The organism is Bradyrhizobium sp. AUGA SZCCT0182, from assembly GCF_018130185.1.
Taxonomy (GTDB): Bacteria; Pseudomonadota; Alphaproteobacteria; order Rhizobiales; family Xanthobacteraceae; genus Bradyrhizobium.
This window is the reverse complement of record NZ_JAFCLY010000030.1, coordinates 99290-113944: the sequence shown is the minus strand read 5'-3', so window position 1 is coordinate 113944 and position 14655 is coordinate 99290. Positions and strand designations below refer to the sequence as shown.

Annotated in this window: 18 protein-coding genes; 9 read left to right on the top strand and 9 right to left on the bottom strand. The window is 61.4% G+C overall.

The features are described from left to right. Window positions 1–559: 559 nt before the first annotated feature. Together JQ611_RS27855 and JQ611_RS27850 are read right to left on the bottom strand one after the other, a co-directional pair. Window positions 560–820 carry a GlsB/YeaQ/YmgE family stress response membrane protein gene (locus JQ611_RS27855; protein ID WP_212262549.1) on the bottom strand — a complete coding sequence of 87 codons (261 nt, stop codon included), beginning with the start codon at window positions 818–820 and terminating at the stop codon, window positions 560–562. Window positions 821–844: 24 nt separating this feature from the next. Beyond that, the gene (locus JQ611_RS27850) at window positions 845–1300 is read right to left on the bottom strand and encodes a YidB family protein (protein WP_212262551.1); all 456 of its coding nucleotides are present in this window, start codon (window positions 1298–1300) and stop codon (window positions 845–847) included. Window positions 1301–1567: 267 nt separating this feature from the next. Here JQ611_RS27850 and JQ611_RS27845 point away from each other — a divergent pair, with 267 nt between their 5' ends. The 3 genes from JQ611_RS27845 to JQ611_RS27835 all read left to right on the top strand — a co-directional run bounded on the left by JQ611_RS27845 (window position 1568) and on the right by JQ611_RS27835 (window position 2944). Further along, window positions 1568–1885 carry a hypothetical protein gene (locus JQ611_RS27845; RefSeq protein ID WP_212387590.1) on the top strand — a complete coding sequence of 106 codons (318 nt, stop codon included), beginning with the start codon at window positions 1568–1570 and terminating at the stop codon, window positions 1883–1885. Window positions 1886–1897: 12 nt separating this feature from the next. Then, the gene (locus JQ611_RS27840) at window positions 1898–2518 is read left to right on the top strand and encodes a hypothetical protein (RefSeq protein ID WP_212262555.1); all 621 of its coding nucleotides are present in this window, start codon (window positions 1898–1900) and stop codon (window positions 2516–2518) included. A 117-nt stretch (window positions 2519–2635) separates the two neighbouring features. Beyond that, window positions 2636–2944, top strand: a complete 309-nt coding sequence (locus tag JQ611_RS27835) for a hypothetical protein (protein WP_249133494.1) — start codon at window positions 2636–2638, stop codon at window positions 2942–2944. Here the strand turns inward: JQ611_RS27835 and JQ611_RS27830 are convergent. After that, window positions 2941–3363 carry a hypothetical protein gene (locus tag JQ611_RS27830; RefSeq protein ID WP_212262557.1) on the bottom strand — a complete coding sequence of 141 codons (423 nt, stop codon included), beginning with the start codon at window positions 3361–3363 and terminating at the stop codon, window positions 2941–2943. The genes JQ611_RS27835 and JQ611_RS27830 overlap by 4 nt on opposite strands. 82 nt (window positions 3364–3445) lie before the next feature. Continuing rightward, window positions 3446–4645, bottom strand: a complete 1200-nt coding sequence (locus tag JQ611_RS27825; RefSeq protein ID WP_212467191.1) for a DJ-1/PfpI family protein — start codon at window positions 4643–4645, stop codon at window positions 3446–3448. 52 nt (window positions 4646–4697) lie between these two features. On the opposite strand from JQ611_RS27825, the gene JQ611_RS27820 reads away from it, so the two are divergent. The 5 genes from JQ611_RS27820 to JQ611_RS27800 all read left to right on the top strand — a co-directional run bounded on the left by JQ611_RS27820 (window position 4698) and on the right by JQ611_RS27800 (window position 7940). Next, a complete protein-coding gene (locus tag JQ611_RS27820) occupies window positions 4698–5291 on the top strand; it encodes a response regulator (RefSeq protein WP_212467190.1) in 594 nt (197 codons plus the stop codon). A 147-nt stretch (window positions 5292–5438) separates the two neighbouring features. Beyond that, window positions 5439–5816 (top strand): VOC family protein, encoded by a 378-nt coding sequence (locus JQ611_RS27815; protein WP_192738521.1) that lies wholly within the window; start codon window positions 5439–5441, stop codon window positions 5814–5816. A 199-nt stretch (window positions 5817–6015) separates the two neighbouring features. Further along, window positions 6016–6375, top strand: a complete 360-nt coding sequence (locus JQ611_RS27810) for a PRC-barrel domain-containing protein (RefSeq protein ID WP_212262565.1) — start codon at window positions 6016–6018, stop codon at window positions 6373–6375. Between the two features lie 240 nt (window positions 6376–6615). Continuing rightward, window positions 6616–6903, top strand: coding sequence for a hypothetical protein (locus tag JQ611_RS27805; RefSeq protein WP_212262567.1), 288 nt, complete (start codon window positions 6616–6618; stop codon window positions 6901–6903). 47 nt (window positions 6904–6950) lie between these two features. Continuing rightward, window positions 6951–7940, top strand: a complete 990-nt coding sequence (locus JQ611_RS27800; RefSeq protein ID WP_212467189.1) for a tripartite tricarboxylate transporter substrate binding protein — start codon at window positions 6951–6953, stop codon at window positions 7938–7940. A gap of 118 nt (window positions 7941–8058) precedes the next feature. Here JQ611_RS27800 and JQ611_RS27795 read toward each other — a convergent pair whose 3' ends face one another. From JQ611_RS27795 to JQ611_RS27775, 5 genes are all read right to left on the bottom strand, one after another. Then, window positions 8059–8802 (bottom strand): enoyl-CoA hydratase/isomerase family protein, encoded by a 744-nt coding sequence (locus tag JQ611_RS27795; protein WP_212467188.1) that lies wholly within the window; start codon window positions 8800–8802, stop codon window positions 8059–8061. Window positions 8803–8884: 82 nt separating this feature from the next. Further along, window positions 8885–10486 carry an alkaline phosphatase family protein gene (locus tag JQ611_RS27790; protein ID WP_212467187.1) on the bottom strand — a complete coding sequence of 534 codons (1602 nt, stop codon included), beginning with the start codon at window positions 10484–10486 and terminating at the stop codon, window positions 8885–8887. 126 nt (window positions 10487–10612) lie between these two features. Then, the gene (murC, locus tag JQ611_RS27785) at window positions 10613–12028 is read right to left on the bottom strand and encodes a UDP-N-acetylmuramate--L-alanine ligase (RefSeq protein ID WP_212467186.1); all 1416 of its coding nucleotides are present in this window, start codon (window positions 12026–12028) and stop codon (window positions 10613–10615) included. 248 nt (window positions 12029–12276) lie between these two features. Continuing rightward, window positions 12277–12420: a hypothetical protein gene (locus tag JQ611_RS27780; protein WP_212262579.1), complete on the bottom strand. Its 144-nt coding sequence runs from the start codon at window positions 12418–12420 to the stop codon at window positions 12277–12279. 129 nt (window positions 12421–12549) lie between these two features. Continuing rightward, entirely contained in the window at window positions 12550–12975 is a 426-nt protein-coding gene (locus JQ611_RS27775; RefSeq protein WP_212387551.1) for a hypothetical protein, read from the bottom strand. 526 nt (window positions 12976–13501) lie between these two features. Between JQ611_RS27775 and JQ611_RS27770 the strand changes: the two genes are divergently transcribed. Next, window positions 13502–14608 carry an acyltransferase gene (locus JQ611_RS27770; RefSeq protein WP_212387550.1) on the top strand — a complete coding sequence of 369 codons (1107 nt, stop codon included), beginning with the start codon at window positions 13502–13504 and terminating at the stop codon, window positions 14606–14608. Window positions 14609–14655 lie beyond the last annotated feature (47 nt).

Sequence of the window (14655 nt, the reverse complement as noted above, 5' to 3'; positions counted from 1 at the left end):
GCAGTGGCTTTACGACTTATGACGCGCTCTCCCCGGTGAGACGGCCTCTATTGCCACCGTCGCCCCTCGGAAGCGTTAGCTCCCGAAAGGCTTGACGCCGTTACGGGCGCCAGGACCACACGCTTTCACCGTACGCATCAGCCGCGACCGTCAATCGCAACCTCAGCGTCCACCGCAACCCGCCCCTCGTCGTGACGACGGCCGACGCCCCTCTGAGTGGGACGGGATGGCTATTGATGTGCAGGTGATTTGGGGTCGAAGAAAGCGAAATATTTTCGATTTTCGGAAATTTTCGGCTTGACACGATTTCTGACAATCGGAATTGATTTGCCCGTCGGGTCGTTTTGTCGCAGTCAGCCGCGTCTTCCTGCGCCTGACTCATAAAGAGATCAATGAAATAGCGCCTTGTACCGAACACCGTCATGCCCGGCCTTGTGCCGGGCATCCACGTCTTGGCTTCCATAACAAGAAAGACGTGGATGGCCGGGACATAGGCGAGCGGAAGCGACGCCGTCCTACAAACGGCTATGCCCGGCCATGAGGAAAAAAGTTGACCCGCTCAAATCGCGCGCCGGCGACCTGCGACCATGCTGTAGACAAGCAGGACAACAATGGCGCCCACGACCGCGCCGATCAGGCCGGCCCCCTCGCCGGGGCGATACCAGCCGAGTGCCTGGCCGAGAAACGTCGCAACGAACGCCCCGATGATGCCGAGTATCGTCGTGAGGATGAACCCCGAGGGCTCGTTGTCTCCGGGCATGATGAACTTCGCTATCACGCCGGCCACGAAACCAATAATGATCGTCCAGATAATGCCCATATCAAAATCCTCGGTTTGTGAGCGTCAGCTCGGAAGGCGCCCGTCGGGCGTATATTGATCAACGGCATTTGGCAGTTCTCGCGACAGCCTTGCCAGGAGTTCTTCCTGCGACAGGCCGGTTTGCTGTTCGAGTGCGGCCAGCACATCCGCGCCGATAGCCTGTTTCAGTTGCGGGGCAGGAAGCTCCTTGTTCGGTCCCTTCCCGACCCAGGACTCGGCAGCATCTCCCTGGCCGTTCTCCTTGAAGCGTTCGAGCAACTCACCCAGCCCGCCGCCCAGCAGTCCGCCGACACCGCCGCCGCCGAGAGCTCCGCCGAGATTGCCGAGCAAGCCGCCCAGGGGACCTTGCTGGTTGCCGGCGCCCGGCTGCGCGTTGCCGGTCGCGCCTTTCAGCATCTCGGCGATCTTGTCCCTGTTCTGGTAGCCCGCCAAAGCGAGCAAGCCCAATAGCGCTGTCATCGATGGCATCCCGCGGGACATGGTCGTCTCCTTCGTTGAATCACTGAATCACCGCGCCTGTAACGTGCCACTTCCTGCCGGGTTCCATGCCAGCCGTCAGATGGCTTCGATTGTCGTCTGAGAGGATTTGTCCTTTCGCACAGCGGCAGCACTCACCGCCCCAAAAACCCGCCAACGATCATACTGACCGGTCTGGTGGCGCCGAACGAAAGACGCATGACGTCGCGATGCGAGGAACCAAAGACATAACGGGAGATTAGGCCCGCTCCTGAAACTCTGGAGAAAATTATGAAACGCTCACTTCTTTTCGTTTGTATCGGATTGCTGGCGGCCACTACGGCCTCGGCGCAAAATCCGCCGGCGCAGCCCGGACCAAACAACAACGCGGTCAACAGCGCCGGACAGAACAACTCCAACGCTCCTGTCGCGGGTCGCAACAGTTTCACCGAAGGACAAGCCAAGTCGAAAATCGAGGATGCCGGCTACACCAACGTCACCGAACTCAAGAAGGATGACAACGGCGTGTGGCGCGGCAAGGCCAGCAAGAGCGGATCCGCTACTGCGGTGAGCGTCGATTTTCAAGGCAACGTCAATACTGCCAAGTAAGGAAAAATAAAAATGACCGTCACAATCTCTCGCCTCTACAACAATCACACTGACGCTCAGCAAGCTGTCCAGCGCCTCGAAACCGCAGGCGTGCCGCACTCGGACATCAGCCTGGTCGCCAATAATTCCGACGGCTGGTTCAATACCGACAAGAAGGTGGATCGTGACCACGATGGCACCGACGACCGCGCCGAAGGTGCCGGCACGGGCGCCGGCATCGGCGCCGGCGTCGGCGGCGCAGCCGGCCTGCTGGCCGGACTAGGCTTGCTGGCGATCCCCGGACTGGGGCCCGTTGTTGCGGCCGGTTGGCTGGCCGCAACGGCGGTTGGCGCGGCCGCAGGTGCCGCGACCGGCGGTATCGTCGGCGCGCTCACGCAAGCCGGCGTTTCGGAAGCCGATGCTCACTCCTACGCCGAGGGCATTCGCCGAGGCGGCACGCTGGTGTCAGCACGCGTTGCCGATGCGGATCGTTCCCGCTTTGAGGCGGCATTGAACGAATCTGCCGTCAACCTGCGCGACCGCAGCGCCGCCTGGCAGAAGACCGGGTGGAAGTCGTTCGATCCCGCCAGCAAGCCCTACGGCGCCGAGGAAGTCCGCAAGGAGCGGCAGCTCTACGGCGGCGGACTTCGCTAAGCAAAGCATCAAGGCGGCCCGCCCCGGCGGGCCGCTTCTTTGCCGAACATCGACACTCAACATGAGAGATCAGTCATCGACGCAGTTCGCGGTCGAACATATAGGCCTTTAACGGACATGTTTTTCTTCCCCTGGTATTCCGCCATGATGCTTGCCGTTGAAGCAGGCACCGTTATCGACAGGAGATTGTGGAAGATAGCCCAGGGCGGGGCCGAAGGGGCGGCCGAAAGTCATCTGATGGTCCAAGAGAAGGTCGATGCCTTGTTTCAGGCGGGGTCGGTTCTGTTGGCTGGAGGAAGCTCCGCTCAGGTTATCGACATGTATCGCAAGCATGTGGCTGCCAACGCGTTACGGCTGCAGCCGCTCCTCGCGGCGCAAATCAACAAGCCGGAAGCAATACTTCCCTCCCAGGCGGACGAATTCTAATCGTCGTCCGCGGCCCAGGGAACGGTGCCGCTCTTCCACTTGCCTTCGACCTTGTCGGTATCCTCGATCAGTTGATCGATGACGCTGATCGGCTTCTTGCCCGGGTTCTTCTGGCAGAATTCGTAGATCAGCGGGAGGATCTTCTTTTCGTTCATCAAATAGAGGTCGACATACTGGCTGTCGCCCTCGAGCAATGCGATGTTGGCGGCGCTCATATAACCCTGGACCCAATAGAAGATCAGGGAGTTGGTCACATTGTTGAAGCCCTCTGCCGGATTCATGTCCTTGGCCAGCTTTTCGCAAGACGCGACGCCGATCCCGTTGGTCGCCAATTGTTGTGCGCCGGCCGGCGCGGCGAAGGTGAAGAAGCAAGCTGCAACGGCCGATAGTCCGTAAGAAATGCGATTGATAGCGCTCATGGAAGCTCCCGTTTGTGCGCGCAATGGCTGCAAGTATGCCTTGCAGACTGCCCCATCGGCGGATTCGAGTCGACTCCCCGACCTAAGGTAAGCGATTCTGCCCCAACGACGGCGCGGCCGCTCTGCCCATCTCAACGCGCGCACCATGCCTCGGATATTCCAGCTGCATCGCGACAAAGTCGGCGGTCGGCATGCCGTAGCGCGCCTCGATTGCGGCAAGCGTCTGGTCCAGCGCCTTCGCCGGCGGCGAAACGCCGATATCAGGCAGCCGCCGCTCCGCCGGCCAGGTGGCGGCGACCTCATCGGGCACAATGCGAATGCCGTTGCGGGTCGCTAGCGCGCCCGCGCTAGCGGCAAAAATCACTGCGCGTGAGCGATAGGTGCGCGACCAGGCGTCCGCGACGAGGGCCAGCGACACTTCGTCCATGCCGGGCGAAAGCTCGATGCCGAGTTGCTCGCGATTCCAGAAGGCCATGACATTGCGCATCGCCGTCAGCGCGAACGAGCGCGTCAACTGAAAGGCGTTGCTGTCGTGACGCGCGTCCCAGTCGGCAAGGCCGATGTCGCGGCCGACGGCTTCGGCCTTGGCGCGGCCGGCGATGGCCTCGATCAGGGTCAGCGACATCGGCATCGACGCTGAGATCCCGGTCGTCGTCGCAACGGCGCCGTCGACCACCAGCCGCCGGTTCGCGACATAGCGGATCGACGGATGCTTGCCCTGCAACTCCTGCAGCGAATACCAGTGCGTCGTCGCCCGTTTGCCGTGGAGCAATCCGGCGTCGCCGACGACTTTTGCCCCGGCACAGACGCCGATAACGATCGCTCCCTTGGCGGCCTGGCTCCTGATCCATTGCAGCGCGGACGGATCGTCGTCACGGCTCATGGCGGGGACGATGACATAGTCGGCTCCATCTGGATGCTGCGCGTCGAAATCAGCGGTGGTCGCCTGCGGCTCCACCTTCAGCACCGGGAATAGCGACATCGGCCCCGGATTGGTTGCCAGCGTCACCACATCGGCCACATCGGCGCGCCGCAAAATGCCATAGGGCATCAGATAGTCCGTGGTCTCGGTGGCATCATTGATGCCGATGATCGCGATCAGCGGACGCTGGCGCTTCGGCGGCTTCAGCGCGGCAATCGTGGCCTCAGCCTCCTCTTTCGCGATCGGCGGCGCGGCCGCAAACGAGGCCGCCGGAGGCAGCGTGAAAATCCAGCCCGCAAAGATGATTGCGAACAGTGCCGGGGCGCCCAGGCCGATCCATTTTACAAGTCGCCAGTTCATGGTTGCTTGGCTCTGACATCCATTGCGATTTGGCGCGCAAGCTACTGCGCGCATGACCGCGCCGAAATGGCGTAAATCGCGCAAAAACGGACATGCGTTGGAAGGCGATCATCGTTCACGATTTCATGAACCAGTGCCCTTCGCGCGCCTGGTCATCATCTTGCCAACGTTCTGGCCTGAACAGGATTTCGGTTGGTTGAATGGCGCAGGAGCCCGCGCGCCGCGCACCCAGTATGGTCGACCAAGCCAGAGGTCAGCGTTGTCGGAATCTCCACTCATTCTCGTCGTCGAAGACGAGTACCAGTTGCAGGGCGTCGTCGAGGCCGCGCTGATCGACGGCGGTTTTGCAGCCGACATTCTGTCGTCGGGCGAAGAGGCGCTGACCCTGGTCAGAGGCCGGATCAAGAACTACCGGGCGCTCGTCACCGATGTCAGCCTGAAGGGCACGATGAGCGGCTGGGACGTGGCGCGACAGGTCAGGGAGATCGACCCGCATTGTCCGGTCATCTACATGACGGGCCTGGCTGCGGATGAATGGTCATCGCGGGGCGTGCCCAACAGCGTGCTGTTGCAAAAGCCGTTCGCGCCGGCGCAACTCGTCACGGCGGTTTCCCAGTTGCTGAATGCCGGCCCGGCAACCGCGTAAGCAACGGCCGAACGCAGCCTCACCTCACGTTGCCCGATGAGCCCGACGTCAATCACTTCCCTATTCCCGCCTGCGCTGTTACGTTCGGCCCCACAAAAACACGGCACGTCGCCGGCCGCTCGGCGCAACTTCGGGGAGAAAGACAAGATGTTTTCGCACGTCATGATCGGGACCAACGATCTGGAAAAGGCCAAGGTGTTTTACGACGCCTTGCTGGGCACGCTCGACATTCCGCCCGGGCGGGTCGACCGCCACCGCATCTTCTACCGCAGCAAAACCGGCACCTTCTCGGTTTCGAAGCCGATCGACGGCAAGGAAGCATGCCACGCCAATGGCGGCACCATCGGCTTTACCGCCAATTCCCCCGAACAGGCCGACGCGTTTCATGCGGCCGGCCTCGCCCATGGCGGCAAGACCTGCGAGGATCCGCCCGGCATCCGCGAAGGCAGCGGGGTGAAACTCTACATCGCCTATCTGCGCGACCCTGATGGCAACAAGCTCTGCGCGCTGCACCGCGTGGCGTGAGGCGAATGTAGAGAGGCGAATGTAGCCCGCATGAGCGGAGCGATATGCGGGTAGATCCAAGATCCCGGATATATCGCTTGCCTCATCCGGGCTACGATTGCCACTCGGCCGCGTTGCCATGACCGCGGCGCGTCGAATCTTCGCAGGAACAATTCGTGATTCCGCCGGTTGCTCGTTCTCAAACAATGGAGGAGCAACCATGGTTACGGAAGCAAGAGAGACCGGTTCCCTGATCGGCAGCGACAAGGTGGAAGGAACCGCCGTGTACGGCGCCGACGACACCAAGATCGGGTCGATCGAACGCGTCATGATCGACAAGACGAGCGGCAAGGTCTCGTATGCCGTGTTGAGCTTTGGCGGCTTTCTCGGGATCGGTGACGACCATTATCCGCTGCCCTGGCAGTCGCTGAAATACGACACCAATCTCGGCGGCTATCGCACCGGCATTACCGAGACGCAGCTGCAAGGCGCGCCGAGATACGGCAATGACAACGCCTGGAACTGGTCCGACCCTGCGCGGGTACGCACGGTCAACGACTATTACGGCATCGCGATGTAGTCACCGCCGCCGCGCAAAGACTGCAAAGGCCCGCTCTCAGGCGGGCCTTTTCGTTTGGCGAGACGAAATTTCGGGACGGTTAATCATAAGCTTAAGGGATTGGCCTGGAATCGCATTGCCGAAAGCTAAATGGCCACTGGATGCGAGGACGATCTCTTAAGGAAGCTCCGGTACAGCTGCCCGATAATCGACCTTCCAAACAAGACGGGTAACGACGGCCCGCGGCCCAGGGACCTGACGATGGACGATTCGGTTCAAATCCGCTGCCACCGCTGCAAATCGTGTTTTCGCGAAAAGGCGCGACGGCTGCAGAGCGGCTACTCCCGGCAGTGCATCAGCTGCGAAACGATGCTGTTCTTTGACGACGGGTCCGCCGACAAGAACATCCAGCGGACGCTGCGGGATGCGAGAAGAATTCGCAAGGAGCTTCGCGAAGCCGAAGCCGAAAAGTTCGCCACCTCGGCGCTGGTGTCCTCAAGCCGTGAGTCCTCAAACGCAAGGTCCACGACTTCGGGTCGCGAAGATTAGGCCGGCCCTGTAAATTGAGCTAGCATTGGCGTTCCCGGGGGACGCCAATGACAATTCACCGTCAAATTCAACGCCGACAATTCCTGCAGCTCACGGCCGCCGGCCTCGCCGCGCCGGCGTTTCCACATTCCGCCGTGGCGGAGGATTACCCGTCCCGGCCGGTGCGCATCGTTGCCGGTTTTGCCGCCGGCGGCGGCGTCGACATCACGGCGCGGCTGATCGGCCAGTGGCTCAACGAGCGGCTCGGGCAATCCTTCGTGGTCGAGAACCGCACCGGCGCCGGCGGCAATATCGGCACCGAGGCCGTGGTCGGCGCCGCGCCCGACGGCTACACGCTGCTGCTCGCCACCGTGCCGAACGCGGTCAACGCCGCGCTCTACAATAATCTGAAGTTCAATTTCATCCGCGACATCGCCCCGGTCGCCGGCATCATCCGCGTGCCGATGATCATCCTGCTGCATCCAACGATGCCGGTCAAAACCGTCCCTGAATTGATCGCCTATGCCAAGGCCAATCCGGGCAAGGTCAACATGGCCTCCGCGGGCAATGGCAGCGCGCCGCATATGGCGGGCGAGCTTTTCAAGATGATGACCGGCGTCAACATGGTGCACGTGCCCTATCGCGGCCAGGGCCCGGCGCTGACCGATCTCTTGGGCGGCGAGGTGCAGGTGCTGTTCGCAACCGCGCCGGGCACGACGGATTACATCGCGAGCGGCAGACTGCGCGCGCTGGCGGTGACCACGGCGGCGCGGGCGGAAGTAGCGCCGGAGCTGCCGCCGGTCGGCGATTTCGTGCCGGGCTACGAGACCAGCCAGTGGTACGGCATGTGCGCGCCCGCCAAGACATCAGCTGACATCATCGGCAAGCTCAACAGGGAAATCAACGCGGCCATCGCCGACGCCCGCATGAAAGCCCGCCTCGCCGCGATCGGCGGCGAACCACTGCCGGGCACGCCGGCCGATTTCGGCAAGCTGATCGCGGAAGAGACGGAGAAATGGGCCAAGGTGGTTCAGGCGGGCGGATTGAAGCCGGACTAGTCAGTACCCCGCATGAGGTCCGTAGGGTGGGTTAGGCGAAGCCGTAACCCACCGCAGATGTGGCCACGAAGATGGTGGGTTACGCTTCGCTAACCCACCCTACGAAGCAGCAGAACCACTACCTTCCCTTATAAACCGCCCGGCGCTTTTCCTTGACCGCGGCGGCCGCCTCGATCGCGTCTTCGCTTTCCTTGACTTCATGAAGCTGGCGCTGGGCACGGCCGGATTGTTCGGAGGGTCCGTGCGGCAGGACGCCTTCGGTGACAAAGCGCTTCAGGGTTTTCAGCACCAGCGGCGAGAACTCGGCCATCTCGCGCGCCATCTTCAGCGCGACCTCGACCTGCTGCCCGACCGGCACCACCTCGTTGACGAGGCCGATATTCCAGGCGCGCTGCACCTCGACGATGCGGCACAGCAGCATCATCTCCATCGCGATCTTGTGCGGGATCCGCGCAGCTAACCCCGCGATCATGCCGCCGGTAAATCCCATCCGCGCTTCGGGGTAGGAGAATTTGGCGTTCTCGGCCGCGACCGTGAGATCGCACATCATCGACAGCACCAGCGCGCCGCCGACGCACCAGCCGCCCACCGCCGATATGATCGGCTTTGTCGTCTCAAACCCGACGGTCGGGATGCAGCGCCACAGTTCGGGAAAATTGCCGGTATCGGCACCGCCGGAAAACGCCTCATTGCCGGCGCCGGTCAATACCGCGGCCCTCTGCGTCGGCGAGCGCTCGAACTCCACAAAGGCCTTCTGCAGCAACAACGCCGTCTCGGCGCAGATGGCGTTGCGGCGCTCGGGCCGGTTGATCGTGACCAGCGTGGTGCCGTCGGAATTGTTTTCGACCAGAACTTTTTGCATGTTGTTTTCCTCCCCGAATGCGGGGAGGTTAGCATCGCTCGCGCGCCTGTGCGACCCGCCCGGGAGGCGCGCCGGTGCCCGCTCAGCGCATGCGCCAGCTCTTGTCGATGTAGCGCTGGCGGTCGAGTTCGGTCAGCTGCAACGCGGCGCGATAGCTGTCGTCATCGGTTTTGACGAAATAGGTTTTGACCTGGATCGGCACCTGCTCCTCGTCGGGGCCACCAGCGAAGGCCTCGCGCAGCGGCCGCCCATCAAAGCGGGTGAGGTCGACCTCACCATCGAGATTCATCAGTGCCAGCAAGGTCGGCGCAAGGTCGACATTGCTCGAGGGCGTGCGCACGGTCACGCCACGCTTGAAATCGGCGCCCCAGGCCAGGAACGTGTTGCGGACGGTCCATGGGCTCATGCTGCCGTGGTTGCCGGCGGTGCCGGTGAGCGGCCCCGTGGTGGCCGCCTCGGTGTAGTCGGATCCGCTCACGCCCGAGGGGCTCTTCGCCGAACTCCAGGGAAAGGTAAACACGATGTCGGGACCGCGCTCGCTGTTGGCGAGATGAACCAGTTCGAGCGCGAAGGTGCCGGGCACCTGCCCCTCCACCGGCACGCCCGAGCCGCCGGGTTTACCCGCGGTGAAAAGCACGCCGACCCATTGCTGCCGCTGCAGGAAGGAAACAATGGCGCCGATCCGCTCCCGATTTCGATCGCGGACATGCAGCGACATGGTCTGTCCGCTGCTGGCCAGGACGACGTCATCGCTGTCAGGACCGAGCTTGAGCCCGGCCTTGATCAGTTCATCAGCGACATTGACGCCGAAGATGCCGTGACCAAAGCCATGGTCGGAAACGACGATGATATTGGTCTTGTCGATCAGTCCGAGTTCGCGCAACCGGTCGAGCACGAGGCCGACCTCGCGGTCGTCGTGACGGATGGCGGCGCGGGCCTCCGTGGAGCCTGCGCCGGCCGCGTGCTGGACGTGGTCGGGCTCGGTGAGCCAGTTGACGATCACATCGGGCTTGAGCTCGGGCAGCACGTAGTCGCGCAGCACCTGCCCGGTCCAGCTGACCTGCTCGAGATACGGATCCTTGGCGCCGCCCTTTTTCGGTGCGGCCGGAAAGCGGCGCAGGATTGCCTCGTTCGCATTGTCGGGGAATGCCACCCGCACGCCCGGCTCCCAATCGGCATTCACGAGCACGCCGACGCCCTTTGGCGCGCGCGGGTTGACCAAAAGCGCGCTCCCGGTCGAACCCGAACTGACGACGGCTAGGGTCTTGCCGCGCTCGGCGAGAATTTCACCCAAGGTCTTGGTCAGCACCATGCGCTCGCCGGTGACGGCATCGAGGTGGAGCAGGTTCTTGTGATTATCATTGTTGAATGCCCGGTTCGGATCGACCTGCCGGACATAGAGTCTGTTGCCGAAAATGCCGTTGCGGTCGGGATAGACGCCGGTCCCGATCGCTGCCGCGTTGGCCCGGGTCACGGTCGGAAATACCGCGTGACCGTTTGGAAAATTCACGCCCTCCTCGCGCAGCCGCCAAAGATTGGGGGTTTCCTGCTCGGTAATGGAATCGGGCCGCAAGCCGTCGAGCACAGGCACGAGATTCAGGGTCGCTTTGCCGGCCGCTGCCGGGCTGGCCGCGGTTGCCGCAATGGCGGCGGCAATTGCAACCACGAAGGAAGGCTTCATCATCGATTGTCCCCGCTAAGCGCATTTTTCAGGATTTGGTGCTGCGCGTGGATTAGACAAAAGCTGTTGCAGTTCGATGACTTGCAGGCGGAATAGCAAGAACCGCTCAGCACCATCAAGCCGTGGCCCCTAGCTGGGATATTTCGCCTCAACGAGTTGCGGAATGGTTCGTATCAGCCCGCCAAGCTCGCCTGACGTCAGCAACAGGACAACATCATCCGGCCGCAAGATGTCGTCCAATCTCGCCAATGCCTCGTCCGGGTCGCTTATCGCCTCGGCATCGTAGTTCGCCGCCCTGACGCGGGCGACGATTTCATCCTGGGTCAATTGGGCATGGGTGCCGGCGCCCTGCGAAGCCGGCTGATAGATGAAAATCCTGGACGCTCCTGCAAATGCGTCGTCATAGGCTGATATCGCCGCCCGGTTTCGCCAGGTGAACGTATGCGGCTCGAACACGATGATCAGCCGACGATCGGGGAAATGGAGTTTCGTGGCGACGATGGCGCTTCTGGCCTTTTCGTAGGACGATCCAAAACCTTCGTAGACCGGCACCTTCGATGCGGGCGAGAGCAATTCCATGCGGCGCTTGACGCCCAGGAACGTGCTTATGCCGGCCTTCAGCTCCTCGGGCGACAGCAGCTTCTTCTCCAGCAGCATCGCGCTGACGCCCACGATATTTTCGATGTTGTGATCGCCGAGCATCCGGGTCGAGAGCCGAATGATCTTTTCGCTGCCGCGCATCAGGTCGAAACCGGTTTCCGCGCCACGCTCGATGTTGGCGGCATGCCAATGCGCCTTGTCGTCCAAGGCATAAAAAACCGCGGGACAGGCGAGGCTTTCGGCCAGGGCGCGCGCGTGAGGCTCGCTGCTGCAGACCACCAGAAGTCCGTCTGAAGGCAGTGAGCCAAGCAGGCTTTGATACGGGGCCAGATAATCCGCGTGCGTCGGAAAGACGTTGATGTGGTCGTGGGTCGCCGAGGTGAGCAGGACGTTCTTAGCGTTGTAGCGAAGGAATTTCGACCGGTTGTCCCAGTTCGAGGCCGGGTATTCGTCGCCTTCGAGAACGAATGTCGGGCCCTGCCCGCGGTGCGCGTGGCGCTCGAACCCATTGGTGATCTCACCGATAAAATAGCTAGGATCCCTGTCCGAGACCTTCAGGCACCACGCCAGCAGCGCAGAGCAGGTCGATTTGCCGTAGCTTCCTGCGGCTACGATCGTCTCGGAATTGACGGTCATGTCGTGCAGCAAATCCGCAAACGATCGCACCAGCTTTCCGCTGTCCATCGCCGCGCGAACTTCTTCATTGCTGTCAGGCTGAAGCTTTGCGTTCTTGCCGATCACGATGACATCGGCATCGTCAGGAATGTTCTCTTTCCGGTATCCCGCGGCAAACGGGATCTTCTCGTTCCTGAGATAGTCGCTGACCGGCGGGTAAAAGCCTTCGTCGGAGCCGCTGATCTGCACGCCCATCTGCCGGAGCAGCAGCGCGGTTGCGCTCATGCCCTTTCCGGCAATGCCAATGAAATGCGCTTTCGAAAAATTCATCTGTCCCCCCGATTCGGCGATATTAGAGCGTTTTCCAGCGAAGTGGATACCGGTTCGCTTCAAGAAAACACGTCAAATCAAGAATCTGGAGCCCCGTTCCAATTCAATAGGAACGGGGCTCCGCTTGCCGAGGGGTGATGAAACCGGCGCAGCGCCAACCGTGACGCGTATTCGCGCGGCCGGGCAGCTCAATCTTCCCGGGCTGCCAGGCAAAAAGGGCCCCCGCATATCACGAGGGCCCCGTCCGCCTATTCCTCTGTTGTCTGCAATTCCTCTGTCTCGACCTTATCCGACGAAGATCTGATCCGCTCCAGCAGTTGCAGGAATTCAGCGGTTTCGTCCGCGATCGACTTCGGCTGGGGCTTGGGTGGGAACGGTATCACTTCAGACATGGGCAAAACCTCCCTGGGTGCAATTCCCTGCGGCATGTCCTTCTCATGCGCAATTGGCGCGTTTCTGCGGCGCGCAATTTCGCGCGCGCCCGGAAGCCGCCTTAAATAATTCCAATTCTGCTCGGGCGATCAGCCCCTGGATAATCCACGCACAACGCGATTGCGGACCGGGTGCCTGGCATCGAAGCCATCAGGCAATTTTCCCGCGCGGTTTCGATCGGGTTCAGGCGACTGTTCTTCGCGCGGGATCAGCGTGGCCTCGAACGGCAGGCCCGGCGCCTGCTTGGCGGTTCCCGAGCACGACGCCAGCCTGCCCTTGAATCTCCCCGCAAGTTCTACGTCAACCACGTCGAGGCCGAACAGCGTGGGCGGACCTGCGGCATGCCGCGTGGTCGTCAACGCCGCCGTGAAATGGTCGTTATCGACCTGGTAGGAGCCGCTATAGGTGAAGAAGCTGTCGCCGCCCGATATAATGCCATTTGCAAGGTGCACGATGCCGGTGCCTTCGCCGCGCGACGTCTTGAACCAAACCGCATACTGGCCGTCCCTGCGCATGAAGAAACTCTCGCATGAGGAGAACTAACAATCGGCACCAACTAAGGGTTGGCGCATCGAACCGCTACAAAGGCGTCGCGCGGTAGTTAATGATCCAGAAAACGCGAGGAGAAAATTGTAATTGCCTCAACACGTGAGCTGATTTGCAAACTGAATGCGCATGCCGATGCGCGCGCGAACGGCGGCCGCGGTCCGATGCCTGGCTTTTCGCGCGCTTCAAATGTTCACGTGAGTTTCAGTTAACAGAAGCTTTCGCAAGTGCCGCGGCATCCTTTCCTGGACAAGACAACCGTCACGCGTGACGACATTACCGCAGGATTTACCGCCGGCCATAGCGCTGTAGCACACAGTACATAACGGACCCAACCTGAGAGGTTAGCAAGTTTAGGTTGTGAAGTTAAGGAGTGCGTAAACTTTCCTCAGTATTTTCCCCTATATCGAACTGCCAGGGTCCCGGAAAGAACCCATGGCTGCGGCCGCTTCAATAACAACAACCGTCGCGGCTGCGCCGCGCTAGGGGGCTCTGTTGGCACTGCCGTTTCCATACAATCCAGCATTGGATGGATTGCGGGCGGTCGCAGTGCTCCTGGTCATCGCAGACCATTGCGACGTTACTGTATTCGACCAGGGTTATTTTGGCGTCGATCTGTTTTTCGTTCTGAGCGGCTTTCTGATTACGCGGCTTCTCGTGGACGAAATCGACGCGACGGGAAAGATCGACCTGCGGAGATTCTATCTGCGCCGGTTACTCCGTCTCACCCCGCCCCTGCTTCTGTTGCTGGCGGCGTATCTGCTGATTGCCCCCCTGCTCTGGCCGCAGCTCGACCTCATGTCGCATGTGCGCGACGCCGCGCTGGTGGCATTTTATCTGTCCGATTATTCGCAGGCTTTCTGGCATAATCCGAAAGTGCTGATTCACACATGGTCGCTCTCGGTCGAGGAGCACTTTTATCTGATCTGGCCGTTCGCAGTTCTGCTGCTCGCGCGCATCGGGCCTCGCGGGCGTGTGGTCGTTCTCTTCGGCCTCTACGTGCTCGCCAGCGCATGGCGCATATACATCTATGAAACCCTGGGATGGGACGCGACGTATTATCGCTTTGATACGCGGATCGACGGCCTGATTTGTGGCGCGCTGCTGGCGACAGCCCTCCGGCACAAGGACCTGATCTCGGAAAGAGCAGCCAATATCGCGGGCGTCGTCGCGTGGGCAGCACTCACCGTCTGCCTCTCGATCGGCTTTTGGCGCGCGCCCTGGTCGTTGGTGATCATGACCAATGTTGCCCATATCGCCGCGTTTGGTTTGCTGATCTCGGCCTCGAAAAAAGAATCGAGGGTCAGTTTGGTATTGTCCGCACCGCCGCTGGTTGGCATCGGCGTCATCTCTTACGGCATGTATCTGTGGCATTATCCGGCAGCCATCTACTTCAGAGAATTGTTTCCCTGGTACCTGACTGGCCCGATCGTCCTCGGCTTTTCGATCGCCATGGCTACGGTCAGCTACCTGGCTGTTGAACGGCCACTGCAACGCTATCGCCGCAGTCTCGGAGGATATCAGCGCAACGCCGCGACCAAGCCCGCAGCAGTGGGCGGCGAGCAAGTGCCACAGACCGCAATTGTCGCCACGACGACGTAGCGCGCGCAGTAGTCGCGCGCGACGACATCACCGTTGCCAACGGTCGA